This window comes from Aquincola sp. J276 (assembly GCF_024700035.1).
Lineage (GTDB): Bacteria > Pseudomonadota > Gammaproteobacteria > Burkholderiales > Burkholderiaceae_C > Aquincola > Aquincola tertiaricarbonis.
Map to the genome: position 1 here is coordinate 897788 of NZ_JAJONC010000001.1, position 26641 is coordinate 924428.

General features: G+C 73.4%; 16 protein-coding genes and 1 pseudogene. 7 read left to right on the forward strand and 10 right to left on the reverse strand.

What is annotated here, in order from left to right:
• Position 1: 1 nt before the first annotated feature.
• The 3 genes from LRS14_RS04070 to LRS14_RS04080 are packed head-to-tail and all read right to left on the reverse strand — an operon-like array spanning position 2 to position 6308.
• On the reverse strand, positions 2-2452 hold the full coding sequence (locus LRS14_RS04070) for a PAS domain-containing protein (RefSeq protein WP_310740848.1): 2451 nt from the start codon (positions 2450-2452) through the stop codon (positions 2-4).
• The gene (locus LRS14_RS04075) at positions 2422-5751 is read right to left on the reverse strand and encodes an AAA family ATPase (RefSeq protein ID WP_257798695.1); all 3330 of its coding nucleotides are present in this window, start codon (positions 5749-5751) and stop codon (positions 2422-2424) included. The genes LRS14_RS04070 and LRS14_RS04075 overlap by 31 nt, the downstream gene beginning before the upstream one ends.
• Complete coding sequence (locus LRS14_RS04080) at positions 5733-6308, reverse strand: hypothetical protein (RefSeq protein ID WP_257798696.1); 576 nt, start codon at positions 6306-6308, stop codon at positions 5733-5735. The genes LRS14_RS04075 and LRS14_RS04080 overlap by 19 nt, the downstream gene beginning before the upstream one ends.
• A gap of 124 nt (positions 6309-6432) precedes the next feature.
• Between LRS14_RS04080 and LRS14_RS04085 the strand changes: the two genes are divergently transcribed.
• Positions 6433-8778 (forward strand): xanthine dehydrogenase family protein molybdopterin-binding subunit, encoded by a 2346-nt coding sequence (locus tag LRS14_RS04085; protein ID WP_257798698.1) that lies wholly within the window; start codon positions 6433-6435, stop codon positions 8776-8778.
• On the opposite strand, the gene LRS14_RS04090 is transcribed toward LRS14_RS04085, so the two are convergent.
• Entirely contained in the window at positions 8775-9296 is a 522-nt protein-coding gene (locus tag LRS14_RS04090) for a hypothetical protein (protein ID WP_257798699.1), read from the reverse strand. The genes LRS14_RS04085 and LRS14_RS04090 overlap by 4 nt on opposite strands.
• A gap of 224 nt (positions 9297-9520) precedes the next feature.
• Here LRS14_RS04090 and LRS14_RS04095 point away from each other — a divergent pair, with 224 nt between their 5' ends.
• Together LRS14_RS04095 and LRS14_RS04100 are read left to right on the forward strand one after the other, a co-directional pair.
• Positions 9521-10171 carry a response regulator transcription factor gene (locus LRS14_RS04095; protein ID WP_257798700.1) on the forward strand — a complete coding sequence of 217 codons (651 nt, stop codon included), beginning with the start codon at positions 9521-9523 and terminating at the stop codon, positions 10169-10171.
• Positions 10172-10198: 27 nt separating this feature from the next.
• The gene (locus LRS14_RS04100; protein ID WP_052736052.1) at positions 10199-11143 is read left to right on the forward strand and encodes a LysR family transcriptional regulator; all 945 of its coding nucleotides are present in this window, start codon (positions 10199-10201) and stop codon (positions 11141-11143) included.
• A gap of 23 nt (positions 11144-11166) precedes the next feature.
• On the opposite strand, the gene LRS14_RS04105 is transcribed toward LRS14_RS04100, so the two are convergent.
• Together LRS14_RS04105 and LRS14_RS04110 are read right to left on the reverse strand one after the other, a co-directional pair.
• Complete coding sequence (locus tag LRS14_RS04105; protein ID WP_257798701.1) at positions 11167-14001, reverse strand: helix-turn-helix transcriptional regulator; 2835 nt, start codon at positions 13999-14001, stop codon at positions 11167-11169.
• Between the two features lie 100 nt (positions 14002-14101).
• Positions 14102-14887: an alpha/beta fold hydrolase gene (locus LRS14_RS04110; RefSeq protein ID WP_257798702.1), complete on the reverse strand. Its 786-nt coding sequence runs from the start codon at positions 14885-14887 to the stop codon at positions 14102-14104.
• 218 nt (positions 14888-15105) lie between these two features.
• Here LRS14_RS04110 and LRS14_RS30185 point away from each other — a divergent pair, with 218 nt between their 5' ends.
• Positions 15106-17907, forward strand: coding sequence for a winged helix-turn-helix domain-containing protein (locus LRS14_RS30185; protein ID WP_310740799.1), 2802 nt, complete (start codon positions 15106-15108; stop codon positions 17905-17907).
• Positions 17908-17933: 26 nt separating this feature from the next.
• Here LRS14_RS30185 and LRS14_RS04125 read toward each other — a convergent pair whose 3' ends face one another.
• Positions 17934-18629, reverse strand: coding sequence for a dienelactone hydrolase family protein (locus LRS14_RS04125; protein WP_257800410.1), 696 nt, complete (start codon positions 18627-18629; stop codon positions 17934-17936).
• 39 nt (positions 18630-18668) lie between these two features.
• Positions 18669-20093, reverse strand: a pseudogene (locus LRS14_RS04130) (catalase); the annotation flags it as partial.
• 212 nt (positions 20094-20305) lie between these two features.
• Here LRS14_RS04130 and LRS14_RS04135 point away from each other — a divergent pair.
• From LRS14_RS04135 to LRS14_RS04145, 3 genes are all read left to right on the forward strand, one after another.
• Positions 20306-21307 (forward strand): tripartite tricarboxylate transporter substrate binding protein, encoded by a 1002-nt coding sequence (locus LRS14_RS04135; RefSeq protein WP_046111327.1) that lies wholly within the window; start codon positions 20306-20308, stop codon positions 21305-21307.
• Between the two features lie 121 nt (positions 21308-21428).
• Complete coding sequence (locus tag LRS14_RS04140) at positions 21429-22022, forward strand: protoglobin domain-containing protein (RefSeq protein WP_046111328.1); 594 nt, start codon at positions 21429-21431, stop codon at positions 22020-22022.
• Positions 22023-22193: 171 nt separating this feature from the next.
• Positions 22194-23021 carry an alpha/beta fold hydrolase gene (locus LRS14_RS04145; RefSeq protein ID WP_046111525.1) on the forward strand — a complete coding sequence of 276 codons (828 nt, stop codon included), beginning with the start codon at positions 22194-22196 and terminating at the stop codon, positions 23019-23021.
• A gap of 51 nt (positions 23022-23072) precedes the next feature.
• Here the strand turns inward: LRS14_RS04145 and LRS14_RS04150 are convergent, their stop codons facing one another.
• Positions 23073-23699, reverse strand: coding sequence for a PEP-CTERM sorting domain-containing protein (locus LRS14_RS04150; protein ID WP_046111329.1), 627 nt, complete (start codon positions 23697-23699; stop codon positions 23073-23075).
• A 38-nt stretch (positions 23700-23737) separates the two neighbouring features.
• The gene (locus LRS14_RS04155) at positions 23738-26557 is read right to left on the reverse strand and encodes an ExeM/NucH family extracellular endonuclease (RefSeq protein WP_257798703.1); all 2820 of its coding nucleotides are present in this window, start codon (positions 26555-26557) and stop codon (positions 23738-23740) included.
• Positions 26558-26641: the final 84 nt, after the last annotated feature.

Sequence of the window (26641 nt, forward strand, 5' to 3'; positions counted from 1 at the left end):
ATCAGTCCGCGCGCCGCGTTGCCAGCGCCGTCGCCAGCGCCGCGGCCAGTTCCCGCTGCGACAGCGGCTTGGCCAGCACCGCGCTGGCGCCGGCCTTTCGCGCACGCTGGGCGGCGCTGGCACCGAGGAAACCGCTGACCAGCAGCACCGGCAGCGCCGGCCGCACCGCACGCACGGCCTCGATCAGCTCCAGGCCCGACAGCCGCGGCATGCGGGCGTCGGTCAGCACCGCGTCGAAGCGCTCCGGATGCGCATGGAAGGCGGCCAGTGCCTCCTGCCCCGAGGTGAAGCCCACCGGCACGTAGCCCAGGCCGCTGAGCATCTCGCAGCCCAGGCGCACCAGCATCTCCTCGTCGTCCACCACCATCACCTGTTCCTGGCGGCCGCGCTGCGGCGAAGGCAGCTCGCGCGGCGGCTGCACCGGCGCCTCGCCGCTGCGCGGCAGGTAGACGGTGAAGCGGCTGCCGCAGCCCACCGCGGTGGCCACGTCCACCGCGCCGCCCAGGTCGGTGACGATGCCATGCACCAGCGACAGCCCGAGGCCGGTGCCGGTGCCCACCTCCTTGGTGGTGAAGAACGGATCGAAGATGCGGTCCAGGATCTCCGGCTCGATGCCGCTGCCGGTATCGGACACCACCAGCACCAGGTAGTCGCCCGCCGGCAGCGGCCCGGTGGTGGTCTGCACCGGCTCGGCCAGCGCCTGCGGCTGCAGCGCCACCGTGAGGCGGCCGCCCTGCGGCATCGCATGCAGCGCATTGGTCACCAGATTGGTCACCAGCTGGTGCACCTGGGTGGCGTCGCCGATCATGGCGGCACGGCCCGCCGCCAGGCGCACGTCGGCCGCCACGAAGGCTGGCCGCATTGCGTCCAGCAGGGCCAGCGCCTCCCGGACGACGGCCTCCACATGCACCGGCACACGTTCGCCCACGCTGCTGCGGCTGAAGGCCAGGATGCGCTCGACCAGCGCCCGGCCGCGCTCGCCGGCGGCGACGATGCATTCCAGGTCGCGCCGCTGCCGGCTGCCGGCGCGGGTGTTGCGCAGGGCCATCTCGCCGAAGCCAAGGATGGCGCCAAGGATGTTGTTGAAGTCGTGCGCCACGCCGCCGGCCAGCGTGCCCACCGCCTCCAGCCGCTGTGCCTGGCGCAAGGCGGCTTCCGCGCGCCGCATGCTGTCGATGTCGCTCACCGAGCCGGCCATGCGCATGGCGCGGCCGTCGTCGCCGCGGATGCACAGGCCGCGGATGCGCACCCAGCGGTAGCCGTCGCCGGCATGCAGCACCCGGCCCTCGAAGTCGTAGTGCGGCAGCCGCTGCTCCAGGTAGTCCCTGAGCATGGCCTGCTGCGGCTGGGTGTCGTCGGGGTGCAGGCGCACCATCGCCACCCACTCCGACCTCGGCCGCGTGTCCATGCCCGGCGACAGCCCGTACAACCGCTGCGCCCGCTCGGACAGGAACATGCGGTCCGAGGCCAGGTCCCAGTCCCAGATGCCGTCGTTGGAGCCTGCCACCGCCAGCGCGAAGCGCTCTTCCGACTCGCGCAGCGCCGCCGCCGCCAGCCGCGCGGCCGTCACGTCGCTGGAGATGCCGCTGACCCGGTGCGGACGCCCTTCGTCGTCGACGACGAAGAAGCCGCGTTCATGGATCCAACGCAGCGAACCGTCGGGCCGCACGATGCGGTAGTCCACGTCCCAGCCCTGCGGCGCGGCGGAGGTCAGCCAGCGGCCGAACTCGGTGTTGATGCGCTCGCGGTCGTCGGGATGGATGCAGTCGGTCCACAGCCGCGGGTCTCGGTACAGCGCCTCCACCGGGCGGCCCCAGGTGCGCTCGAAGCTGGGATTGGCATACAGCACCCGCTCCGGATGGATGTCGGTGATCCAGATCACGTCAGGCGTGGCATCGGCCATGCGGCGGAAGCGGTTCTCGCTTTCCTGCAACGCCGCGCGGGACTGCTCTGCCTCGTGCTCGGCCTGCCGGCGCTCCCGGATCTCGTGCGTCAAGTCGCGGTACAGCCGTGCGTTGTCCAGCGCCACCGCGCCCTGCGAGGCCAGCAGCGCCAGCAAGGCCGCGCGCTCGCGGCTGAAGCCGCCCGGGTCCGCCGCCGCACCCTGACGCTCCAGGTACAGCACGCCGCTCAGCCGGCCCTGGCGCAGCAGCGGCAGGCACAGCGCTGCGACGGCGCGCGGCGCGGCTCCCGCCGCCGCGTCTGCCGCGGGCATCTCGTCGAGCGAGACGATGCGCGAGTGCTGCACCGCCCGCGCCAGCATGTCCGGCGGCAGGTCGTCCGGCGTCACCGGGCGCGCACAGGGCTGCACGTCGATGCCCCGGGCGCTGCGCGTGGCCACGGCGCGCAGCAGCAGCGGCTGGCCATCCGGCACCAGCAGCAGGCCCCTGTCGGCATCGCCCAGGTCCAGCGCGGTGGCCATCAGCGTGTGCACCAGCCGGCTGCCGTCCATCTCGCCGGTGATGGTCTGCGACACCCGCGCCACCAGGTCCAGGTCCACCTGCACCAGGGGCGGCCCGGCCGCCGCGGCACCGGCCTCCTCGGCCAGCCAGGGCTGCTGCCGGTCGAGTTGCCGCACCTTGGCCATGGCGCCCCAGCGCAGCCAGGCGCTGCGCGCATGGCGCCAGTGCGCCCGTGCGGCCGTGGGCAGGCCGGCCTGCGCATGGCAGCGTGCCGACAGTTCGCTGGCCAGGGCCTCCAGCCAGGAGCGACCGCTGGCCTGCGCCAGCGCCACCGCCTGCTCATGCTGCGGCAGGGCCTGCAGCGGCCCGGCCACGGCGTAGGTCCACTGCGCCTCGGCCAGCGCGGCGAGGTCGGCGAAGCCCTCCGGGAAGCCGTCGCGCCAGGCCTGCAGGCCCTGCAGCAGGGCCTGCACCTGCCGGCGTCGTGGCTGGCGCTGCTGCACGGGCACCGCCGCGCCAGCGCGGCCCAGCACAGCACCGAGAACAGGTGGAAATTGGCGATCTGCAGGTGCACCGCCGACCACAGCAGTGGCGCGGCCGCATCCAGCGCCGCCTGCGCATGCCACGGCCGGCCGGCGATGAAGGCCAGCTGCGCCTGCAGCACGCGGTGCCAGAAGATCATCGTGGGCATGCGGTCCGGCGTCAGCCGGGCCTCGAAGGCGGCGCTGTCGAAGCCGTCGCCGTCCAGCCGGTGCAGCGCGGCGGTGCGGCCCTGCAGCGCCGCGACGAAGCGCTGCTGGCTCAGCAGCTCGTCGATCACGTCGTCGTATTGCGCCTGCCGCACCGGGGGCAGGCTGTCCTCGATCTCCCGCGCCACCGCATCCAGCGCATCGCCGCGCACCAGCCGGTCGTTGACCACGTGGTGGCGCGCGAAGCAGGCCACCGCCAGCTCGCCCGTCTGCGCCGCGGCGTCCACCGCGGCACGGCCATGCGCGATGGCCTCGCCCAGCGGCGCCGCCCACACGCTGGCGATCTCCAGCGAGAACAAGGCCCGCGCGCGGGCCGACCGCAGGCCGGGACGCTCGGTCAGCCGCAGCGACAGCCGGGCCAGGGCCAGGCCCTCCCGGTAGCGGCCGAACAGGCGGCCGCTCATCACGCCGAACCAGGCCAGGCCGTGTGGCGTGCCCGGCGACACGCCGCGCGACAGGCTGAAGTCCACCATCGCACACAGGTGCAGCAGGGCCAGCCGTTCGTCGGTGAAGCACGCCGGCGCGAACAGCTCGGCCAGCACGCCCATCGCCGCTTCCACCTCGGCGTCGGTGCAAGCCGGCAAGTCAAGCAGCGCTTCCAGCGGGCGGGCCGACAGCCGCGCCTGCACGTCGTCATAGGCCTGCTGCACCGCTTGCTGCGTGGGATGCGCCGGCATGCGCAGGCCGAAGCGGTCCAGGCAGGCCAGGGCCGCCTGCACCGCATCGGCGTAACGCGATGCCATCACCTGCAGGCTCATCAGCACCCGCGTGGCGGCCGCATGCGCCACCGCGTCGGGCGCATCGTGGATCAGCGCCAGCAGCAGCGGCTCGGCCCGCGCGGGATGGCCCGCCAGGAACTCCGCATGCGCCTGCATCAGGCGCAGCGCGCCGGCCAGTTCGTCCGGCCCGGCGCCGGGCGGCAGGTGGGCCAGCCCGCTGGCGGCGAAGTCGGCCGCCGCCCGGTAGGCCGTCGCGGCCCGGGCGGCCTGGGCGGCCGCCAGGTTCAGCCGTGCCAGCGCCTTCAGGTGCTGCGGCTCGGTGATGGCGGCGGCGCCGAGGTTGAGCTGGTGCACCGCCTCGAAGGTGGCGCTGCCGGCGTCGTCGGCCGCCAGCCGCCGGGCCAGCACCCGGCCCAGGCGCAGGTGCCAGGCCACGCGGTCCGCCTCGGCCAGGCGGGCATGCGCCGCCTCCTGCACCCGGTCGTGGGCAAAGCCGTAGCCCTCCTCCAGCCGCAGCACCAGGCCGGCATCCACCGAAGGCTGCAGCGCCCGGTGCAGCGCCGCCTCGTCCAGCGCGCACACCTCGGCCAGCACCGAGGCCGGCGCGCGGCCCAGGCAGGACAGCGGCGCCAGCACCTCGCTGGTGGCGGTGTCCAGCCGCGCCACCTTGTCCACCAGCAGGCGCACCAGGTCCCCGCGGTGCTGCCGACCGTGCAACTCGTCCAGCCGCCAATGCCAGCGGCCGGTGGCATCGTCGTTGTGCAGCAGGCCGTCGTCGGCCAGGCTGCCCAGCAACTGGGCCGCGAACAGCGGATTGCCGCCGCTGGCGGCATGCACCAGCGCGGCCAGTGGCAGCGCTTCCTGCTCACCGCAATGCAGGCTGTCGGCCACCAGCGCCGTCATGTCGGGCAGGCCCAGCGGGCCGAGCGTCCAGAAGCTGCTGTCGGGCGCAGCGCGCAGGGCGGCCAGCAGCTCGGCCAGCGCCTCGGGCATCGCGGTGCCGGTGTCGCGACAGGCCAGAATGACCAGCAGGTGCGGCGGCCGGGCCTCGCGGTGCAGGTGCAGCACCAGCTGCAGCGTGGCGGCGTCGCACCACTGCAGGTCGTCGAAGAACAGCACCAGCGGGCGGCCCGGCTGCGCGAACACGCCGAGGAAGCGGCACACCGCCAGCCGGAAGCGCAGTGCCAGGTCCTGCGCCGACAGCTCGCCGGCGGCATCGGCCACCGGCAGCCAGGCCGCCAGCTCGGGCACCAGCGGGCGCAGCGCCTCCCCCTGCGGGCCGAGGGCCTCGCGCAGCCGTTGGCACCAGCGCGCCTGCGCCTGCGGCTCCATGCGAAGCACCCGTCGCGCCAGGCTGCGCAGCACCTGCGACAAGGCACCGAAGGGCAGCGGCGGCTGGAACTGGTCGGCCTTGCCCGCGGCGAAGCTGCCATCGGGCAGCCGCTGCTGCAGCGCCTCGACCAGCGACGACTTGCCGCTGCCGGCCGGCCCGGTCAGCACCAGCAGCGCCGAGCCGCCCGCCGCCGCCCGCGCCACCAGCGTGCGGCCGGCCTGCAGGTCGGCATCGCGGCCATACAGGCGGTCGGGCATGCGCAGCTGGGCGACGAGGTCGCTGCGGCCCGGCGGAAAGCGGGCCACCTGGCCGGTCTGGCGCCAGTCGGCCTGACAGCGGTGCAGGTCGGCCGCCAGCGCGGCGGCCGTCTGGTAGCGCTCGGCTGGCGACTTGGCCAGCAACTTCTGCAGGATGTCGTCGAGCTGCGCCGGCAGGCCCGGCACGCAGGCGCCGGCCAGCGGTGCCGGCGCAGCCGCATGCGCCTGGATCAGCGCGATGGGATCGTGGCCCGGAAACGGCAGCCGGGCCGTCAGCATCTCGAACAGCACCACGCCGAGGGCATAGAGGTCGCTGCGGGCATCGGCCGGACGGTGACCGCGGCCGCTGAGTTCCGGCGCCGCATGGGTGAGCCGGGCCGGCGCTTCGCCGCCGGGGTCGCCATCGGCCCGTGCCGCTTCCGCCGCATGGGCGAAGCCCAGCAGCCAGGCCCGGCCCTCCCCGGCTGCACCAGCAGCCGGGCCGGGTGGAGGTCGCGGTGCACCAGGCCGGCCGCATGCAGACGGCCCAGCGCACGCGCCATCGCCACGGCCACCGCCAGGAACCGCTCGAGGGGCCAGGGCTGCTCCAGCAGGCCGGCCAGCGGCTCGCCGCCCGGATCCTGCAGATGCAGCTGCGGCCAGGGCGCATCCAGCTCGAGGGCCGATGGCACCGCGGCCCAGGCCGGCTGCAGCCGGCCGCGCCAGGCGTATTCCGCCTCCAGCAGGCGGCGGGCGGCCGCACCGCCGCCGCGGGCCCGGCGCAGCAGGCGGCCGCTGCCGGTGCGCAACAGCACCAGTTCACCGTCGTCGAGCAGGAGCGTTTCGTCGGCAGTGTCAGGCGATGTCATCGAACAGCAGGGACATTGGCGGGCCCGGCTCGATCATGACACCGCGCCCGCCGGCACCATGCGCCGCGGATGTCATCTGACACAAAGACGCGGCCGGGCGCCCGCACCTGCGGCGGCCGCTGGCATGCTGGTGTTCGTGGAACCCTCCCCGCCACCTGCCGGCGACTGGCCCGGCCGCCCCGACGACGAGCGCCTGCTGCGCGGCGCGGGCGCCTATGTGGACGACCTGGCCGCCGCGGCGCAGGCGGCGGTGGTCTGCTTCGTGCGGTCGCCGCATGCCCATGCGCGGCTGGCTGCGGTGGAGGCCGGCGCCATCGGCAGCTGGCCCGGCGTGCTGGCGGTGTGGACGGCCGCCGACCTGCAGCAGGCCGGCGTGCAGCCGCTGCCGCTGGTGAGCGGCCTGCAGCGGCCCGATGGCGGCGCTGCCACCTCGGCCACGCGGCATGTGCTGGCCGGTGGCCTCGTGCGGCATGTGGGCGAGCCGGTGGCCGCCGTGGTGGCCTGCACCGCCCGCCAGGCACGGGCCGCTGCCGAAGCCCTGCAGGCCCTGCTGTGCTGGCAGCCGCTGCCGGCGGTGGCCGATGCGCACGGTGCCCAGGCGCCGCAGGCACCGCGCCTGTGCGAGGACCTGCCCGACAACGTCGCCGCCTGCCTGCGCCACGGCGATGCGGCCGCCACCCAGGCCGCCTTCGACCGCAGCGCACACCGGGTGTGCCTGGACGTGGACAGCCCGCGCGTCGCCGCCTGCCCGATGGAGCCGCGCGTGCTGCTGGCGCTGCCCGATGTGCACACCGGCGGCCTGACGGTGCAGGCCAGCACGCAGATGGCCAGCCCGCTGCGCAGCGCCTTGCTGGCGGCGCTGCCCATGCTGCGGGACGTGCCGCTGCGGGTGCGCACCGGCGACGTGGGCGGCGGCTTCGGCATGAAGACGGTGCTGCATGCCGAAGACGTGGTCACCTGCCTGGCGGCATGGCGGCTTCAGCGGCCGGTGCGCTGGCAGGCCAGCCGCAGCGAGGACCTGTGCGCCGCGCCGCATGCGCGCGACGTGTTCCTGCAGGGCGAACTGGCCCTGGATGCCGAGGGCCGCATGCTGGCCCTGCGCCTGCGCTGCATCGCCAACATCGGCGCCTATGCCGCGCCGATGGCGGTGCTGATGCCGCTGGCCGTCGGCCCCATGGTGGCCACGGGCGTGTACGACATTCCCCAGGTCGACATCGAATGCCGCGCCGTGCTCACCCACACCGCACCGGTGGGCCCCTACCGCGGTGCCGGCCAGCCCGAGGTGGCGCACCTGCTGGAGCGGCTGGTGGAAGCGGCCGCGCGCCAGCTGGGCATGGATGCCGCGGCGCTGCGCCGGCGCAACATGGTGCGGCCGCAGCAGATGCCCTACCGCAGCGCCTGCGGCCAGGTGATCGACAGCGGCCAGTTCGCCCGGCGGCTGGACGACACGCTGGCGCTGGCCGACTGGGCCGGCTTCGAGCGCCGCGCCACCGACTCGGCAAAGCGGGGACGGCTGCGCGGCCGCGGCCTGGCCTGCTTCCTGGCATGGACCGGCGCCTTCGCCCTCAGCGAAACCCTGCGCCTGCGGGTGGACGCCCGCGGCTGGGTGGCGGTGGTGTCCGGCGCCCAGGAGATGGGCCAGGGCATCGCCGCCAGCCTGCTGAAGCTGGCCGCCGGCGCGCTGGGTCTGCCGGCGTCGAGCCTGCGCCTCGTGCAGGGCGATACCGACGAGGTGGACGGCTTCGGCAGCGGCGGCTCCCGTTCCCTGTTCATGGGCGGCGCGGCCATGGCGCCGGCGGCCGCGGCACTGGTGCAGACAGCGCGTGAGCTGGCCGCCCAGGTGCTGGAAGCACCTCTGGAGGACATCGGCCATGAACGTGGCCTGCTGCGCGTGGCCGGCACCGACGCCGGCGTGACCCTGTTCGAGCTGGCCGCGCGCCAGCCGGGTGGCCGCTTCGAGGCCGGCGGCGCCGCCACCGCACAAGGCCCCAGCTGGCCCAATGCCTGCCATGCCTGCGAGGTGGAAGTCGATCCCGCCACCGGCGAGGTGCAGGTGGTGGCCTACAGCTCGGTCAACGACATCGGCCACGTGGTGGACCCGGTGCTGGCCTGTGGCCAGATCGACGGCGCGGTGGCCCAGGGCATCGGCCAGGCGCTGTGGGAACAGCTGCGCCATGACGCACAGGGCCAGCTGCTCACCGGCAGCCTGATGGACTATGCGCTGCCGCGCGCCGCTGACCTGCCCGACTTCCGCACGCGGCTGGCCGGCGACACGCCCTGCCTGACCAACGGCCTGGGCGCCAAGGGGGCGGGCGAGCTGGGCGCCATCGGCGCCACGCCCGCCGTGGTCAACGCCGTCGTGGACGCCCTGCTGCGCGGCGGGCAGGCATCGGGCGCGCCGAGCCTGCAGGTGCCGCTGACCGCCGACCGCGTATGGGCCTGCCTGGCGGCCGGCACCCGACTTGTCTAGACAACCCGGCCGTTCGCGGCCACCGGCGTGGTGCCCCCGCGGCCGGCGCGCAGGCGGCGCACCTGCCAGCCGGCACCCAGCAGGAAGAGCAGGAACAGCAGCCCCACCAGCTTCTGCAGCGCCGGATCGTCCGGCCCCGTGAACAGCGGCATGCCCGCCGGCACCCGGGTGAAGGTCTCGGTCACGCCCGGTATCAGGTGGAAGAACACGGTGAGCGACAGGCCCAGCGTCGCCACGTAGCGAGCCGCGCGGCCGAACCAGCCGGCGTATTCCGCCGCGGCCGATGCGGCCAGCACCAGCAGCGTCAGCACGCCCAGCGCATGCGGCACGCCGAAGCCGCCATGCTGGAAGATGCCGAAGCCGGTGAGGCAGGTGAGCACCGTGGAGCCCACGTACCAGCGTCCCAGGCGGCTGCGCCAGGCGATGGCCTGGTGGCGCCCGAGGGCGAGCAGCGCCGAGCCGAGGGCCAGCAGGCTGATCAGGGTGTGCACGGCGCCGAGGGGGGTGAGTCCGAACATGGTGGCTCCTTCAGGGGTGGGTCGGTGGCCGCATCGTGGGGCGGCGGCGCCGACGGCCGTAGCCCATGAAGCGGTAGCGGCGCCTATGTCCTTGGTGTCATGCCGGCGGACCCATCAACGTTTCACAAGCATTAACTCGCGCCGACGCGGCCCGGCGACGAACATGAAGCCATGGCAGCGCAAGAAGCCGCTGCCGCCCCCGAAAGCCACCACAGGAGTGCCCCATGCAAGCCGTATCGAACAAGCGCCTCACCGTGTTGATCAGCCATGCCGAGCCGTTGCTGGCGGTGGGCCTGGCAGCGGCCCTGCGGCCGCAGGCCGAGCTGGACGTGCTGCTGGAGCCGCCCGGCCTGCAGGCCGGCGCCCCGCAGGCGGTGGACGTGATCGTCACCGACTACCAGCGCGGCCTGGCCCACCTGGCCGAAGCCCGCTGCCATGCGCTGCCGCGGGCCCTGGCCGGCGCCCGGGTGCTGGTGGTGGCGATGAGCGACCGCGAGCACGAGGTGCGCCGCGCGCTGGAAGCCGGCGTGTACGGCTTCCTGGTGCTGGGCAGCCCCATCGACGAACTGGCCGCAGGCGTGCACACCGTCGGCCATGGCGGGCGCTACCTGTCCCAGGCGGTGGTGCAGCGCATGGCCGAAAGCCTTACCCGCGAAGCGCTGACCACCCGCGAGGCCGAGGTGCTGCGGCTGGTGGCGCGCGGTGCCTGCAACAAGTCCATCGCACGCGAGCTGCAGATCGCAGTGGGCACGGTCAAGGCCCACATGAAGGCGATCATGTCCAAGCTGGATGCCAGCAGCCGCACCCAGGCGGCCAGCATAGCCACGCGCCGCGGGCTGGTGGACCTGCCCGCCGCGCAGCCGCAGTACGCCTGACCCGATCCGCCCGCGGAAGGACCTCCCATGGACAAGCTCAAGGCCCTCGCCACGTTCAAGGCGGTGGTGGACCACGGCGGCTTCGCCCGGGCCGCCGCGCAGCTGGACGTCTCCTGTTCCATCGTCACGCGCACGGTGCAGGACCTGGAAGCCCTGCTCGGCGTGCGGCTGCTGCACCGGTCCACCCGCCGTGTGGCGCTCACCCCGGTGGGTGAGCAGGTGCTCGACCGCGCAGTGGACCTGCTGGACGGCTACGAGCAGCTGGCCGCCTTCAGCAGCCTCAGCGCCTCGGAAGTGGCCGGCACGGTGCGGCTGAGCGCGCCGGCGTCGCTGGCCCGGCCCTACCTGAGCGCGGCGCTGGCCGGCTTCGTGGCCGCCCATCCCCGGGTGTGGGTGGACCTGCGGCTGGCCAGCGGCCCGCTGGACCGGGTGGGCGAGGAAGCCGATCTCGCCCTGTGCCTGGGCAGCCAGCTGCGCAGCAGCTGGATCGCGCGCCACCTGGCGGACGTGCCGGTGGGCCTGTTCGCCTCGCCGGACTACCTGCATCGCCATGGCCGGCCCCAGCATCCGGACGAGCTGGCCAGCCACCACTGCCTGATCGGCGACGAGGGCGCGGCCGAGACGACGTGGCGGCTGGGCCAGGCACCCGCCCGCTCGTTGACCGCCTACCCGGTGCGCGGCACCTTGCGATCGGCCCAGGCCGACGTGCTCGTGGGCGCGGCCATCCACGGCGCCGGCATCCTGATGCAGCCGGTCCCGCTGGTGCAGGACGCGGTGGAGGCGGGCCAGTTGCAACGGGTGCTCGGCGGCTGGCGCTGCGAGCCGATCAGCCTGCACCTGGCCTACAACTCGCGCCGCAACCAGCCGCTGGCGGTGCGCAAGCTGATCGATCACCTGGTGCAGGCCGCATTGCCGCAGGCCCCCGTCCGGCAGGCGCCGCTGCCATCGCACCTGGCGGTGCTGGCGGCATGACCTGCCCGCAGGACGGGCCGGCATCAGCCGGCCTCCAGGCTGTACAGCAGCTGGCCGGCCGCACGCAGGTCCGCGGTGTCGTGGCCTTCGGTGAAGCGCTCCAGCACACCGGTCAGCAGCGGCAGGCCCCATCTTGCCTGGCCTTCCTGCTGCCAGCAGCGGGCCAGCGCCATGGTGCAGCGCAGCTCCCACGACAGCGCCTGCTGCTCGCGCGCCAGCTCGATGGCCTCGCGCAGCAGCTGGCGCGCCTCGGCCTGGCAGGCGCCCTCCCCCTGCTGCAGCAGGCGCAGTGCCTTCACCCGCATCAGCTCGGGCGCGCACCAGCTGCCGCCGCCCAGGCGGGCACGGGCCAGCAGGTCGTCGTCCGCCAGGGTGGCGTCGATGGTGCACAGCGTCTCGCGCAGCAGCTGGCCGGCCGCCGGATGCTGCAGCGGCGGGGCCGGCATGCGCGCGGCGGCATCGGCATCGGTGAGCAGCAGTGCCAGCCGGTAGCCGTGGCCGAAGGCCAGCCAGAAGTCCAGCGCGGCATCGGTGGCGCAATCCAGCAGCAGGCCGGTGTAGTGCCGCGCCGCCTCCCGGTCGCCGGCCCAGAAGGCCACCGGTGCCGCCCCGTTGGCGATGGCGTAGCACAGCGACAGCGCATGCCGGATCTGCTGCGCCTCCTGCACCGCCAGCCGGGCATGTGCCAGCGCCTGCTCCGGCAAGCCGCGCACCCACAGGATGCGCGCCAGCACGGTGAGCGCGCTCACCCGCTGGTCGAACTGGAAGCCGCTGTTGCGGGCCACATGGTTGACGGTGATGGGATGTTCCAGCACCCGCCGCGCATGCTGCATCGCACGCGCCTGCTCGCCGTGGAAGTGCAGGCCCAGCGCCATCATGCGGTCGTGGGTGAGCGCGGTGTCCGGTGGCGGCGCCGGGCCGGCGATGTCACCGAAGCGCTCGGCCAGCCGCCGCGAGCCGGCATAGTCGCCCACGGTATTGCAGATGAGCCACAGGCCCCACACCGCGCGCAGCTGGTAGGCCACGGCAGCGTTGCGCTCGGCCAGCGCCAGGGCCTGGCTGAAGGCCTCGTGCATCGCCGGGCCGCTGCCTCGCGTGTGCCACAGCGCATGGCCATGGGCTTCGTGCAGTTGCATCAGCCGGATGGCGTCCACCGGCTGCTGGCGGGCCTGGGCCAGCGCCTGTTCCGCCAGCTGCCGGTATTCGCCGATGAGTGACAGCGCGAACCACAGCGGCGCCGAGGTGGCCACCAGCGTCACGCCCACCACGCCGGCCCCTCCCGCACCGAAGGCCCAGGCGATGGCGGCGCGCAGGTCGTCGATGCCGCGGCCATGCAGCGCGATCCACTGGCCGGGCGAGCGCTGCTCGCGGCCGGCCTCGGCCTCCAGGTACACCGACTGCTGGTGCAGCGCGTGGCGGGCCGCGGTAGCCGCCCATTCGCCACGCGCGGCCAGCCGCTCCTGCGCATAGGCCCGCGTGCTTTCCAGCAGCCGGTAGTACGCCACCTCGCCGCCCACGTCGGCCGACAGCATCGACTTGCCCACCAGCTGGCCCACGCAGTCGATGACGTCCAGCCGGCCTGCGCCGTCGGTGCACACGGCGTCCGCCGCTTCCAGCGTGAACCAGCCGCGGAACACCGACAGCCGCATCAGCACCGACTGCTCCGCCGGGCCCAGCAGGTCGAAGCTCCAGTCCAGCGTGGCCCGCAGCGTCTGGTGGCGCGGCAAGGCAGTGCGCCGGCCGTGCACCAGCATGGACAGCCGGTCGCCCAGGTGACTGGCCAGCTCATGGATGCCCAGCACCTGCACGCTGGCGGCGGCCAGCTCGATGGCCAGCGGAATGCCATCGAGCCGGCGGCAGATCTCGCCCACCACCTCGGCATCGGCTTCCTGCAGCACGAAACCGCCGAGGCCGTCGCTGGCCCGCTCGGCGAACAGCTGCACCGCCGGATAGCTGCGGGCCTGGTCCAGGCTCAGCGGCACGGCGGCCGGCGGCGCCGGCAGCGGCGGCAACCGGTGCAGCAGCTCGCCGTCCACGCGCAAGGCCTCGCGGCTGGTGGCCAGCAGGCGCAGCCGCGGTGCCCGGGCCAGCAGCTGCTGCGCCAGGTCGGCGGTGGCGTCGATCAGGTGTTCGCAGTTGTCCAGCACCACCAGCAGCTGCCGGCCTTGCAGGTGGCGGGCCAGCGCGTCGATCGGCCGCAAGGCATCCACCGCGATGCCCAGCGCGGAGGCCAGCAGCGTGGGCACCAGCGCGGCGTGGCCCAGCGGCGTGAGGTCGAGGAACACCGCCCCGTGCTCGAAGGCCTCCCGCAGCCGGTGCGCCGCGGCCACGGCCACGGCGGTCTTGCCGATGCCGCCAGGGCCGACGATGGACAGGCACCGGCAGGCCCCGAGCCGCTGCGCGATCTCGTCGATGCTGGCCTCCCGGCCCAGCAGGCGCACCGGGGTGGGCAGGCGGCCCGGGCGCTCAGGGTCGGGTGGCAGCGCGCCCGCGGCCGCGGCCGGTGCATCGGTCGACGCACCGGCCTCGCCCGCCTGCGCAGGGGACACCGGTGCCACGAAGCAGTAGCCCCGCAGCGGCACGTTGCTGATGTAGCGCAGGCCGTCGCGGCCATCGCCCAGCAGCTTGCGCAGCGTCGCGATGTGCACCCGCAGGCTGCTGTCGTCCACCACGCTGCGGCCCCACACCCGCTCCAGCAGCACCTTGGCGGGCACCACGTCGCCGGCGCAGTCCACCAGGGCCACCAGCAGGTCGAAGGCACGGCCGCCGATGGCCACCGGCCTGTCGCCCTCGAACAGCTGGCGGCGCGAAGGCAACAGGCGGAACGGACCGAAATGCAGCGCAGTCTCGTCGGGCATGGCAAGAGGCAGGTGGCCGGGCTCCGCACTGTGGCAGGACGGCGGTCGCGCCGCGTCCCGCCAAGCGGCAGGTGCGGCCTACCTCCTTGGCGCTAGGTTGTCAGCCGCTGGCCGCCAGCAGCGCCTGCAGCACCTGCGGCGCATGCGTCCACGGCAGCGCATGCGGGCCGCCGGGTACGGTGTGCAGCACGCCGCCGGCCAGGGCCTCGCACAGCGGCACTGCGGCACTGGCCGGGGGCGCGATGCGGTCTTCGCTGCCATGCACCACGACGCCGGACACCGCGATGCGCGCCAGGTCGTCGCGCAGGTCGGCGCCCGCCCAGGCCTGCACGCAGGCCAGCTGCGCCAGCGGCGAGGCATCCAGCGCATCGATCCACAGCGCCCGGTCGCCGGCGGCGGTGAGCGGGGCTGCCGCGCGGCCCAGCGCGCGCGCCAGGAACGCTTCCAGCGCAGCCGGGCGGTCGTCCACCAGCGCGTCATGCAGCGCCTGGGCAGCGGTGGGCACCGGCGGCAGCGGTGACACCAGCACCAGGCGGCGCACCCGCTCGCTGCCATAGGTGCCCAGCAGGCGCAGCACCTCGCTGCAGCCGAGGCCATGCCCTACCAGCACGCAGTCCTGCAGCGCGAGCTTGGCCATCACGCGGGACAGGTCGTCGGCCAGCGTGTCCAGGTCGTGCCCGGTGCTGGGCCGGCCGGAGCGGCCGAAGCCGCGGCGATCGAAGGTGACGACGCGGCGGCCCGCCGCCAGCAAGGGCGGCACCAGCTTGTCCCAGACGCTGCTGCGCACCGGCCAGCCATGCACCAGCAGCACCGGCGTGCCGCTGCCCAGGTCGTGCCCGTGCAGCTGGATGCAGGTGGAATTCTCATGGCCGATGTCGATCTTCATCGGGCCTCCTCCGTCAAGAACGGCCGTGCCGCGGTGGGACTGGCGGCCACTGTGGCGGCGATGCGCAGCCCCGCCATCCGGCTGCGGTGGGTACGCGGCCCGCCACCTTGCGGGCAGGCGGCGCTACCTCCAAAGAGATAGGCCGCAAGCGGTCGGCAGCCGCTGGCAACGGGCTGCGCCGGCTTAAGCTTGGCGGGCCTTTCGCCCACCGTCGATGCATGGCCGACACCCTGACCGTGACACCGCCGCCGCCGGCTGCAGCGTATTGCTTCGGCCCCTTCCGCCTCCTGCCCCACCAGCGGCTGCTGGAGCGGGACGGTGCACCGCTGCGCGTGGGCGCCCGCGCCTTCGACCTGCTGCTGGCGCTGGTGCGCCAGGCCGGCCAGGTGTTGTCCAAGGAGGCGCTGATGGCGATGGTGTGGCCCGACAGCGTGGTGGACGAAGGCAACCTGCGGGTGCACCTGGTGGCCCTGCGCAAGGTGCTGGGCGACGGCAAGGGCCAGGGCCGCTACATCGACCACGTGCCGATGCGCGGCTACTGCTTCGTGGCCGCGGTGCAGGCCCTGCAGGCCGCCGCGGCACCCGCACCAGCGCCAGCGGTGGCCGGCGGCGCCCCGGCCGACCTGCCGGCCGCACCCGTGCTGATCGGCCGTGAAGCGGATATCGCCGCGCTGCAGGCCCGCCTGCGCCAGCAGCGCTTCGTCAGCCTGGTGGGGCCGGGCGGCGCCGGCAAGACCAGCCTGGCCCGGGCGGCGGCGCAGGCGCTGGCGGCCGACTGCGCCGACGGCGTCTTCTTCGTGGACCTGGCGGCGCTGGCGCACCCGGCCCTGGTGCCGGCGGCCACCGCGGCCGCGCTCGGACTGCCGGCCGTGCAGGCCGATCCCCTGCCCAGCCTGCTGGCCTGGCTGCATGCGCGGCGGGCCTTGCTGCTGCTGGACAACTGTGAGCATGTGATCGACGCCGCCGCGGCGCTGGCCGAGCAGGTGGCCCAGGGTGCGCCGGGCGTGCTGCTGCTGGCCACCAGCCGCGAGCCGCTGCGCGCGCGCGGCGAAGCGGTGCAGCGCCTGGGACCGCTGCCGCTGCCGCCGCCCGATGCCGAGCTGACGGCCGAGCAGTACCTCGCCCATCCCGCGGTGCAGCTGTTCGTGGAACGCGCCAGCGCCTCCGGCGAGACGGGGCTGCACACGGCGGAGCGGCTGGCCACGGTGGCCGCGCTGTGCCGCCGCATGGACGGCCTGCCGCTGGCCATCGAGCTGGCCGCTTCACGGGCGGCCACCTTCGGCCTCACCGGGCTGCTGGGCGACCTCGACCGCTTCCTGCTGCTGCGCAGCGGCGGCCGGCGCACCGCACCGCCGCGCCACAAGACGCTGCATGCGGCCCTGGAGTGGAGCCACCAGACGCTGTCGGCCGACGAGCAGCAGGCGCTGCGGGCGCTGTCGGTGTTCCCGTCGGCCTTCACCCTGGAGGACGCCAGCGCGGTGCTGCGGCCCTGGCCCCGGCTGCGGCCGCTGCCGCTGCTGTCGTCGCTGGCGCTCAAGTCGCTGCTGCAGGCGGACGTGGGCGGCGCGCATGTCGTCTACCGCTTGCTGGAGACCACCCGCGCCTATGCCCGGGAGCAGCTGCTGCAGGCGGGCGAGTCCGCGGCGGTGCAGCGGCAGCATGCGCTGCACATGGCCGCCCGGCTGCAGGCCGGCGCGATGGACGGCCCGGCGCTGGAGCCGGGCGTGCGGGCGGCACTGGAATGGGCGTTGTCGGCCGAGGGCGACGCGGCCCTGGCGCTGCAGCTGGCCGCCGATGCGGCCGGCCCCTGGTTCCAGCGCTCGCTGCTGGGTGAATACCGGCTGATCGCCGAGCGCGCACTGGCCCTGCTGCCCGGCCTGCCGCAGGCACCGCCGCCGCTGGAGATGCGGCTGCAGGCGGCCTATGCCCAGGCGCTGGTGCATGCCGCCGGGCCGGGCTCGCCGCTGCTGGTGGCCGCCTGCCGGCGCGCGCTGGCCCTGGCCGGCCAGCTGGGCGACGCGGCCTGCGGCCGGCAGATGCTGTTCCGGCTGTGGAATGCCAGCGTGGTGAATGGCGAGTACGAGACGGCGCTCGAGTGGGCGCTGCAGTTCTCCAGCGCCACGGCCGCTTCCGACGACCCGCAGGACGAGCTGCTGCGCCACCGGATGATGCTGCTGAGCCTGCACACCCTGGGCGAGCACCAGCGCGCCCATGCGCATGGCCAGGCCATCCTCCAGCACCCGGGGGTGGCGGGGCGCAGCCTGCAGCGGCGCGCCTTCGAGGTGGACCACCGGGTGATCGCGCTGGCCTTCAATGCCCGGGCACTGTGGATGATGGGCCGGCCCGATGCCGCCTGGGCGGCGGCCCGCGAATCGGTGGAGGAGAGCCTGTCCGCCGGCCAGCTGCTGGGCCAGATGTACGCCCTGGGCGTGAGTGCCTGCCTGGTCGCGCTGTGGAACGGCGACCTGCCAGCGGCCGACGACTGCGTGGCCATGCTGGCGGAGCGCGCGGCCCGCCAGTCGCTGACGATCTGGTCGCTGTGGGCGCGCTGCTTCGATGCGGCGCTGGTGCTGCGGGGCCACTCGCCGGCGCCGCGGCCCGCCGCGCCAGCCGCCGACGCCCTGCCCTACAACGCGATGCAGCAGGAGGTGCTGGCCACCCTGGTCGAGGGCATGGCCTCGCCGCAGGCGGTGCAGCGTGCGCTGGCCGAGCGCCACCGCGTCTGGTGCGCGCCGGAGGTACTGCGCAGCCAGGCTGTCGCGCTGCTCGGCCAGGCCGCGCAACCGGCCGAGGCGCAGGCGCTGCTGCGGCAATCCGCAGCCATCGCCAAGGCCCAGGGCGCGCTGGCCTGGCAGCTGCGCACCGCCACCACCCTGGCACGGCAAGCAGCGCTGCACCAGGGGCCCGGCGCTGCGCGTGCGGTGCTGGAACCGGTGGTGGAACGCTTCGCCGAGGGCTGGGCCACGCACGACCTGCGCACCGCCACCGGGCTGCTGTCGGCCTGGTCGTCCGCGGCCTGAAGCCGCGGCCTACGGCCTGGGCGTCGTCAGGCCAGGTGGGTGGCCAGGAACTGCGCCGTGCGGCCGTTGGCCAGCGCCGCCGCCGCGGCGTCGTAATGCGCGCCCCGGTGGCGGGCGAAGGCATGGTTGCAGCCGGGATAGGTATGCACCTGCGCCCAGGGATGGCCAGCCAGGGCCTGCACGATGCGTTCGCGCGCGGCGCGGTCGATGAACTCGTCTTCCTCCGCCAGGTGCATCAGCAGCGGCGAGCTGAGCGTGGCGGCCTCGTCCACGTACTGCTCGGTGCCGCCGCCGTAATAGGCCACCGCCGCATCGGCACCGAGTCGCGCCGCCGTCAGGAAGGTCATCAGCCCGCCCAGGCAATAGCCCATCACGCCGACCTTGCCGGTGCCGCCGAGATGGCGCCGCACCGCGGCGATGGTGGCGCCGACGTCGACCACGCCCAGGTCGCGGTCGAAGCGCGAGTACAGCGCGAAGCCCTTCTCCCAGTCAGCCTGCGTCGCGTCGCTCAGCTCCACGCCGGGCTCCTGCCGCCAGAAGAGATCGGGGCACACCGCGAGGAAGCCCTGGTCCGCCAGCTCCGCGCAGGTCTGCTTCATGTCGGCATTGATGCCGAAGATCTCCTGCAGCACCACCACGGCGGCCCCGTTGGGCCGGGCGGGCCGATGCACATGCGCATGGAAGGCGCCGTCGGGCGTGGCGATGTCCAGTCGGTCGATCATGGGGTGTGCTCCTTGTGGGGATGTGGGGAATTCCAGCGCGCGGATGGCCGCGGCCACGCCGGCGCCGTAAGCGGCATCGGCCCGGGCGCAGCGGGCGACGTGGCGCTCCTTCACCTCGCGTGATGCGCCCTGGATGGAACGCGCGGTGTTGTCGAACAGCGCCTGCTGCTGCGCCGGGCTCATCAGCCGGAACAGCGCCCGCGGCTGCGAATAGTGGTCGTCGTCGCCGCGTGCATCCCAATGGGCGGCATCGCCCTGCAGCGCCAGCGGCGGCTCGGCCAGCGCCGGATGGTCCTGCCATTCGCCTTGGCTGTTGGGCGCATAGCCGATGGTGCCGCCGGCATTGGCATCCACCCGCATGGCACCGTCGCGGTGGTAGCTGTGCACGGGGCAGCGCGGCGCATTGACCGGGATCAGGTGGAAGTTGACCCCCAGCCGATGGCGCTGGGTGTCGCCGTACGAGAACAGCCGCGCCTGCAGCATCTTGTCGGGCGACAGGCCGATGCCCGGCACCAGGTTGGCCGGCGAGAAGGCCGCCTGCTCCACCTCGGCGAAGTAGTTGTCGGGATTGCGGTCCAGCACCAGCTCGCCCACCTCGATCAGCGGATGGTCGGCATGCGGCCACACCTTGCTGAGGTCGAACGGATTGAAGGCCAGCGAGCGCGCCTGCCGTTCCGTCATCACCTGGATGCACAGCTGCCAGCGCGGGAAGTCGCCCGACTCGATGGCCGTGAACAGGTCGCGCTGCGAACTCTCGCGGTCCTGCCCCACCAGGGCCTGCGCCTGTGCATCGGTCAGGTTGCGGATGCCCTGGCGCGAGCGCAGGTGGAACTTGACCCAGTGCCGCTCGTTGTCGGCATTCACCAGGCTGAAGGTATGGCTGCCGAAGCCATGCATGTGTCGGTAGCTGGCCGGGATGCCGCGGTCGCTCATGACGATGGTCACCTGGTGCAGCGACTCGGGCACCAGCGTCCAGAAGTCCCAGTTGCCATGCGCGCTGCGCAGGTTGCTGCGCGGGTCGCGCTTGACGGCGCGGTTCAGGTCGGTGAAGCGCAGCGGGTCGCGCATGAAGAACACCGGCGTGTTGTTGCCCACCAGGTCCCAGTTGCCTTCCTCGGTATAGAACTTGACCGCGAAGCCGCGGATGTCGCGTTCCGCATCGGCCGCGCCGCGCTCGCCGGCCACGGTGGAGAAGCGGACGAAGACCGGCGTGTGCTTGCCTACCTCGGAGAACAGCGCGGCCTTGCTGTAGCGGGTGATGTCGTGGGTGACGGTGAAGCTGCCATGGGCGCCGGAGCCCTTGGCATGCATGCGTCGCTCGGGGATGACCTCGCGGTCGAAGTGCGCGAGCTTTTCGATCAGCCACAGGTCCTGCAGCAGCGCCGGGCCGCGCGGGCCGGCGGTGAGGATGTTCTGGTTGTCGGCCACGGGTGCGCCGTTGGCGTGGTACAGGGCAGTCTTCATGGGCTTCCTTGCGTCAGTGGGGCGGGCATGCAGGCAAGCGTAGGCAGCCCGGCGGGCCGGCACATCGCCGCAAAGTGCGGCCGCGGCCTACGACCTTGGTGGCAGGGGCCGCATGTCATCTGTCATCTGCATCGGCATGCCGCACCCACCGCTCGGCCGCCCGCTTGGCGAAGATGCAAGGCCCCCGCCACCCTCGACTTCCGGTGAGCCCCATGCCCGACCTTGCCGCACTGCGCCGCCGTCACTTCCATGCCCTGGCCCTGGCCGCGCTTGCCTGGCCCGCCGCCCGCGCGGCGCCGCCGGTGATGCCCTTCCCCAGCCGGCCGATCACCATCGTCGTGATGTTCCCGCCCGGCGGCGTCGCGGACCTGGTGGCCCGACTGGCCGCCGCCGAACTGGCAAGCCTGTGGGGCCAGCCGGTGACGGTGGACAACCGCGCGGGTGCCAACGGCCAGATCGCCGCCGAACTGGTGGCCCGGTCGGTGCCCGACGGCCACACGCTGATGCTGGCGTCGGACGCGGCGATGTCCATCAATCCGCTGGTGTACGCGCGGCTGCGCTACGACCCCAAGCAGGACTTCGTGCCGGTGTGCCAGATGGTGACGGCCGCGGTCTACCTCTTCGTGCATCCCGGCGTTCCGGCCACCAGCCTGCCGGAACTGGTGGCATGGCTGAAGGCCCATCCGGGCCGGGCCGCCTACGGCTCCTACGGCCTGGGCAGCAGCCCGCACCTGCTGACCGAGACCTTCAAGCAGATGACCGGCACCGACCTGCTGCATGTGCCCTACAAGGGCACGGCCGATGCGATGCCCGCGCTGCTCAACGGCGAGATCCAGGTGCTGATGTCGCTGCAGGGTCCCACGCTGCCGCTGGTGCAGGCCGGCCGGTTGAAGGTGCTGGCGGCCTTCTCCGCGCAGCGCCAGCCTGCCATGCCGGACGTGCCCACCGCCGCCGAGCAGGGCGTGCCGTTGGAAGGCGGTGGCTGGTTCGGCATCGTGGCGCCGCGCGCCACGCCGCCCGCCGTGGTGGAGCGCCTGTCGCACGCCTTGAGCGGGCTCGCCCGCTCGCCCGGCTTCCATGGCCGCGTGGTGCTGCCGTTCGGCGTGGAGGCGGTCGGCAGGCCAGCGGCCGCGTTCGCCGAGCAGCTCGCCCACGACGAGCAGCGCTACGCCAGGATGGTCAAGGCCGCCAATGTCCGGCTCGACGCGTTGTAGCCGCCTGCCGGCCGGGCCGGGCTGCACCAAAGCGATAGCCGCCGGTGTGACCACCGGAGCATGCACGGCCCGGGGGTGCTGCCTAAGCTGTGGGCACCTGACCAACCCAAGGACCTGCGCCATGAGCAAGACCGTGATCCCCGGCTACACCTACGGCAGCAGCGCCGTCGCGCGATCGCCGATCAGCGACGAGGAATTCGGCCTGCTCAAGCAGAGCGTGCTGCTCGGCCCGGACGACCTGGAGCACCTGCGGCGGGCCGGCGAGGTGCTGGCCGACCAGGTGGAAGACGTGCTGGACGTCTGGTACGGCTTCGTCGGTGCCCATCCGCACCTGGTGCGCTACTTCAGCGGTGCCGACGGGCAGCCCGATGCCGCCTACCTGGCCGCCGTGCGGCGCCGCTTCGGACAATGGATACGCGATACCTGCGCCGCCAGCTACGACCGCGCCTGGCTGGACTACCAGCACGAGATCGGACTGCGCCACACCAGCGCCGGGAAGAACCGGACCGACGGCGTCTGCTCGGCAGCGCAGTCGGTGCACCTGCGCTACATCATCGCCTTCATCGTGCCGATCACCGCCACGGTCAAGCCCTTCCTGGCCCGCAAGGGCCATGCGGCCGACGAGGTGGAGGCGATGCATGCGGCCTGGTTCAAGTCGGTGACGCTGCAGGTCACCTTGTGGAGCGCGCCCTTCGTCGCGCCTTCCGCCTTCTGACGCGGCAGCCATGGACCGCGCCAACGATGCCCTGCGGCTGCGCAGACGCGACCTGCTTGCCGGCACCACCGCGCTGGTGGCGGCCGGCTCCTTCCCGCTGGTCACCGCCTTCACCGCCACCTCCTCCCTCGCGGCCCTCCCGGCCACCCACCCCCTGAAAGGAAGACAGCCATGTACATCACCACCCCCGACGGCACCCAGATCTACTACAAGGACTGGGGTCCGAAGGACGGCAAGGTCGTCACGTTCAGCCACGGCTGGCCGCTGAGCGCCGACGCATGGGACGCGCAGATGTTCCACCTGGCCTCGCACGGCTTCCGGTGCATCGCCCACGACCGGCGCGGGCACGGCCGCTCCAGCCAGCCGTGGCACGGCAACGAGATGGACACCTATGCCGACGACCTGCAGGCGCTGCTGACCAAGCTGGAGATCACCGGCGCCATGATGGTCGGCCACTCCACCGGCGGTGGCGAAGTGGCACGCTACATCGGCCGCCACGGCAGCCAGCGCGTCAGCAAGGCGGTGCTCATGGGCGCGGTGCCGCCCATCATGGTGAAGTCGCCGAACAATCCCCAAGGCTTGCCGATGGAGGTGTTCGACGGCTTCCGCCAGGCCTACCTGGCCGACCGCGCCCAGTTCTTCCTGGACGTGGCCAGCGGCCCCTTCTTCAACTTCAACCGGCCCGGCGCCAAGGTGTCGCAGGGGCTGATCCAGTCCTGGTACATGCAGGGCATGATGTCCGGCCACAAGAACGCCTATGACTGCATCAAGGCCTTCAGCGAGACCGACTTCACCGAGGACCTGAAGAAGTTCGACATCCCCACGCTGATCATCCACGGCGATGACGACCAGATCGTGCCCATCGGCGGTGCCGCACTGCTGTCGGCCAAGCTGGTCAAGGGCGCGGAGCTGAAGATCTACAAGGGCGGCAGCCACAGCCTGGGCGACACCGCCAAGGACCAGTTGAACGCCGACCTGCTGGCCTTCGCCCGGGCCTGATGCGGGGCCGGGTCATGCGGCGGCCCGAGGCCGCCCGCATGGCCCCGCCCTTCAGCGGCGTGTCGAGGCCCGGCGGCGCCAGGCCAGCAGCCCGCTGGCGCCGGCCAGCCACAGCGCCCAGGTGCCGGGCTCGGGCACCGCGCTCACGCTGAACTGGCCGATCGACAGCGTGGACACGCCGTCCACCGCGTTCACGTCCAGCACGCCGAAGGCCAGCGCATGGCTGCCCGGCTGCAGCAGCAGGCTGAAGCGGCCGGAGACCGGCGTGGCCTGCGCCTGCCCCAGCGGTGCGATCAGCTGGCCGCCCAGCGCGACGAAGCCCCGGTCGCGGTAGTCGGCGTCGAAGCCGGTGGTCGTCAGCGTCCAGTCGAAGCTTACCTGCAGCGGCTGGCCATGGTCGAAGCGCAGGAACAGGCCGGAGCCTTCGAAGCTGTCGGCTGGCAAGGCACCGGGCGCCAGTTGCAGCGCGGGCTCCAGCTCGTAGAACTGCAGCGCGCTGCCGCTGCCCAGCGGCGTCTCGCCGGACTCGACCGCGGCGGTGGTCAGGCGCACGGCCGTGGCCGAATCGACGACCACGTCGCCGGCAGTGTTCCAGGTGCCCAGGTCGGCGGGCGCGGCGCTGGCCAGGCCGGCGGTGGCCAGGCCGAGGAGGAAGGCGATGGGTCGAAGCAGCTGCATGGTGATGGGCTCGGTGCGATGAGGAAGGCGCGGCGGGATCACTGCACGCCCAGGTCGCGCGACAGCGACACGGTCGTCGGGCTGACGCCGCGCAGCGTGGCCAGGGTGCGGGGCGCGATCGGGCCGGCGCTGCCGTCGACGTCGATCTGCAGCAGCGTGTCGCTGCCCGAGGCCACCAGCCGCACCACGCCGGCGCTGCCGCCGCGTGCCGGGTCGATGCCGATCGACGCCAGCAGCGCGGCCAGGTCGATGCGGTCCTTGCCGGGCACGAAGTCGGTGACGGTATCGCCCGCATCGCGCATCGACTGGTAGGCGAACACGTTGCGGCCGGCGCCGCCGGTCAGCACGTCGGGGCCCGCGCCGCCCACCAGGCGGTCGTCGCCTGGCGTGCCCACCAGCGTGTCGCGGCCGGTGCCGCCCGTCACGGTCTTCGTCAGGTCGATGCCCACCAACACCGGGTCGTGGTCCGACGAACGGTACGGCGTGGGCGCATAGGGGTCGGCGGGGCACAGCGCGCCGTTGCAGATGGCGGGCGCCTTGAACTCCTGGTTGTAGTCGGCCAGCGCCATCTCGTCGGCATTGATGTGCCAGTGGGTCACGCCGGTGATGCGGCCCGACAGGTTGCCACCGGTGATCGCATGGTCCAGCCGGCCGGCCGCGCCGTCGAACACGTAGGAGTAGCCGAAGGACTCGAAGCGGCCGCTCTGGTCGACGAACCCGCTGGCCGTCAGCGCATGGATCGGGTCCTCCTGCGCGTAGGCGTTGAAGTCGCCGATCAGCAGCACGTCGCTGGCGCCGGCCGCAGCCTGCTGCTGGGCCACGAAGCTGCGCAGCCGCTGGGCCTGCTGCAGACGCTGCGCATTCCAGCAGCCCTGGCCGTCGCCGGCATCGGTGTTGCCGGCGGCGTCGGCATCGCCCGCCGACGGGCAGCTGCCCTTGGACTTGAAGTGGTTGACGAAGACAGTGAAGCGCTCGCCGTTGGCCGCGGCGAAGGTCTGCGCCAGCGTGGGCCGGTTGTTCACCGGGTCGGCATCGCTCACCGGCGCAGCCACCGGCGACAGCCGTGCCGGCCGGTACAGCAGCGCGACCCGGATGGCGTCGGTGCCGGTGCTGGCCGCCGGCAGCGCGGCCACCGCATAGCTGCCGGCACCCACGCGGGCATTCAGCGCATCGGCCAGGTTCTGTGCGGCCACGTTGCCGTTGTTCTGGATCTCCATCAGGCCGAACACGTCGGCCGGGATGGCCGCCATCGCCGCGACGATCTTGGCCTGCTGGCGCTGGAACTCGGCCAGGCTGTTGGCACCGCGGCAGTTGGCCGCGCTGACGCTGGTGCCCAGGCTGCAGCCCTGCCCGCTGCGGCCGTCGGCGGTGCGGCCGTCGGTGAAGGTGGTGAAGTAGTTCAGCACGTTGAAGCTGGCCACCGTCACGTTGCCGCCCACCGTGGCCGGCGCGGCACTGCGCGGATTGGCGGTGCTGAACACCGGCGCCACCGTCGGATGGATCTTGTAGTCGCCCGCATCGGCATTGCTGCTGGTGGCCAGGCCGTAGTCGATCACGCCGGTGATGCTGCCCGCCAGGTCGCCGGCCCGCGGCAGCTTGTCGGCACCCAGGTACGGCGTGGGATTGGGGTTCTGCAGGCTGCTGCCGTCGTCCAGCACGATGCGGCGGCGGCTGTTCAGGTCGGCCAGGGCCTGGGCCTGCGGACCCGGGCGGTAGCGGTTGGTGGGCGTCTCCAGCCGGCCGCCCACCGCCAGCGTGAGCTGCCCATAGCGGCCCTGGAAGAAGTTCTGCGCGATGGTGAAGGGGCCGGTCAGCGTCACCAGCATGCCTTCATGGCGCTCCAGCTCGTCGTCCACCGCCTCGGGCAGCGTCACCACCACCGGCGCGATGCTGTAGCCGCTGCCGCGCTGCACGACGCCGGTGACGTTGGACAGCTGCGTCACCGGGCGGGCGGCGGTCACCGCGTTGCCGGCCGCGCCGGTGTTGAACTCGGTCACCGTGCCGGTGACCTCCACCAGGTTGCCCACCGCCACCGCCGGATAGGCGGTGCTGCCGGTGAACACGAAGAGGCCGTCGGAGGTGGCCGGGTCGTTGTCGCCGACCGCGTCCTGCACGAAGAAGCCGTTGCTGTTGCGCCGCGTCACCACGCCGGTGGTGACCACCGTCTTGCCGGCCAGCGGGCTGGTGGTGCCGGCACCCTGGATGGTGTAGATCGCCGCGGCCATCGGCGGCGGCGTGGTGCCACCGTCGCCGCCGCCGCTGCCGTCGCACAGCCGGGCCGGCGTGCCGGCGTTGCGCGGCGCCGGGGCGGCCACGCTGAAGTCGGCGCTGTTGTCGTTGCTGTCGTCGCAGCCGCCGTTGCGGCGCAGCGCCGCCGTGGTGGCCGACAGGCCGCCGGCCGGCGTGCCTTCGGTGGCATTGGCGCTGCCGTAGCTGACGATGTCCACCAGCGTGCCGCCGCTGGGCGCGGTGCCGGTCAGCGGCACGGCCGCGCGGCTCAGCGCCACCTTGCCGCTGCTGGCCGACATCGCGATTGGCGTGGCCGGCGTCACGTCGGCCACCACCTCCACCGTGCCACCGCCCTGCGCCGCCTGCCTGATGAGCAGGTAGCGGCCCGGAGCCAGCACGGTGCCGGCCGGCAGCGGGCTGACCTGCCAGCTGCTGCCGGCGGCGGACGCGTACTGCACCGACCAGCCACCGAGCATCTCGTCGGTGCTGCCGTTGTTGTGCAGCTCGATGAAGTCGTTCTTCAGCTGCGCGCCGCTGTTGCCGCCGCCGCCGTACACCTGGCTGATGACCACCGCCGCCGAGGCCGGGAACACCGCCGCCAGCGCGGCGCACAGCAGGCTGGCGCGCATCAGCGCGGCGTGGGGGCGGAGTGCAGGACGAAGTGGGCGCATGCGAGGCATCCGGAAATGGGCTGGCCGGCACCTTAAGCAGCC

Bases quoted from the DNA above. Each gene is read 5' to 3' on its own strand.
- LRS14_RS04155 (WP_257798703.1), bottom strand. From the start codon at position 26,557: ATGCGCGCCAGCCTGCTGTGCGCCGCGCTGGCGGCGGTGTTCCCGGCC.
- LRS14_RS04105 (WP_257798701.1), bottom strand. From the start codon at position 14,001: ATGCCCGACGAGACTGCGCTGCATTTCGGTCCGTTCCGCCTGTTGCCT.
- LRS14_RS04125 (WP_257800410.1), bottom strand. From the start codon at position 18,629: ATGATCGACCGACTGGACATCGCCACGCCCGACGGCGCCTTCCATGCG.
- LRS14_RS04100 (WP_052736052.1), top strand. From the start codon at position 10,199: ATGGACAAGCTCAAGGCCCTCGCCACGTTCAAGGCGGTGGTGGACCAC.
- LRS14_RS04070 (WP_310740848.1), bottom strand. From the start codon at position 2,452: ATGGACGGCAGCCGGCTGGTGCACACGCTGATGGCCACCGCGCTGGAC.
- LRS14_RS04145 (WP_046111525.1), top strand. From the start codon at position 22,194: ATGTACATCACCACCCCCGACGGCACCCAGATCTACTACAAGGACTGG.
- LRS14_RS04135 (WP_046111327.1), top strand. From the start codon at position 20,306: ATGCCCGACCTTGCCGCACTGCGCCGCCGTCACTTCCATGCCCTGGCC.
- LRS14_RS30185 (WP_310740799.1), top strand. From the start codon at position 15,106: ATGGCCGACACCCTGACCGTGACACCGCCGCCGCCGGCTGCAGCGTAT.
- LRS14_RS04085 (WP_257798698.1), top strand. From the start codon at position 6,433: ATGCTGGTGTTCGTGGAACCCTCCCCGCCACCTGCCGGCGACTGGCCC.
- LRS14_RS04140 (WP_046111328.1), top strand. From the start codon at position 21,429: ATGAGCAAGACCGTGATCCCCGGCTACACCTACGGCAGCAGCGCCGTC.
- LRS14_RS04110 (WP_257798702.1), bottom strand. From the start codon at position 14,887: ATGAAGATCGACATCGGCCATGAGAATTCCACCTGCATCCAGCTGCAC.
- LRS14_RS04095 (WP_257798700.1), top strand. From the start codon at position 9,521: ATGCAAGCCGTATCGAACAAGCGCCTCACCGTGTTGATCAGCCATGCC.
- LRS14_RS04150 (WP_046111329.1), bottom strand. From the start codon at position 23,699: ATGCAGCTGCTTCGACCCATCGCCTTCCTCCTCGGCCTGGCCACCGCC.
- LRS14_RS04080 (WP_257798696.1), bottom strand. From the start codon at position 6,308: ATGACATCGCCTGACACTGCCGACGAAACGCTCCTGCTCGACGACGGT.
- LRS14_RS04090 (WP_257798699.1), bottom strand. From the start codon at position 9,296: ATGTTCGGACTCACCCCCCTCGGCGCCGTGCACACCCTGATCAGCCTG.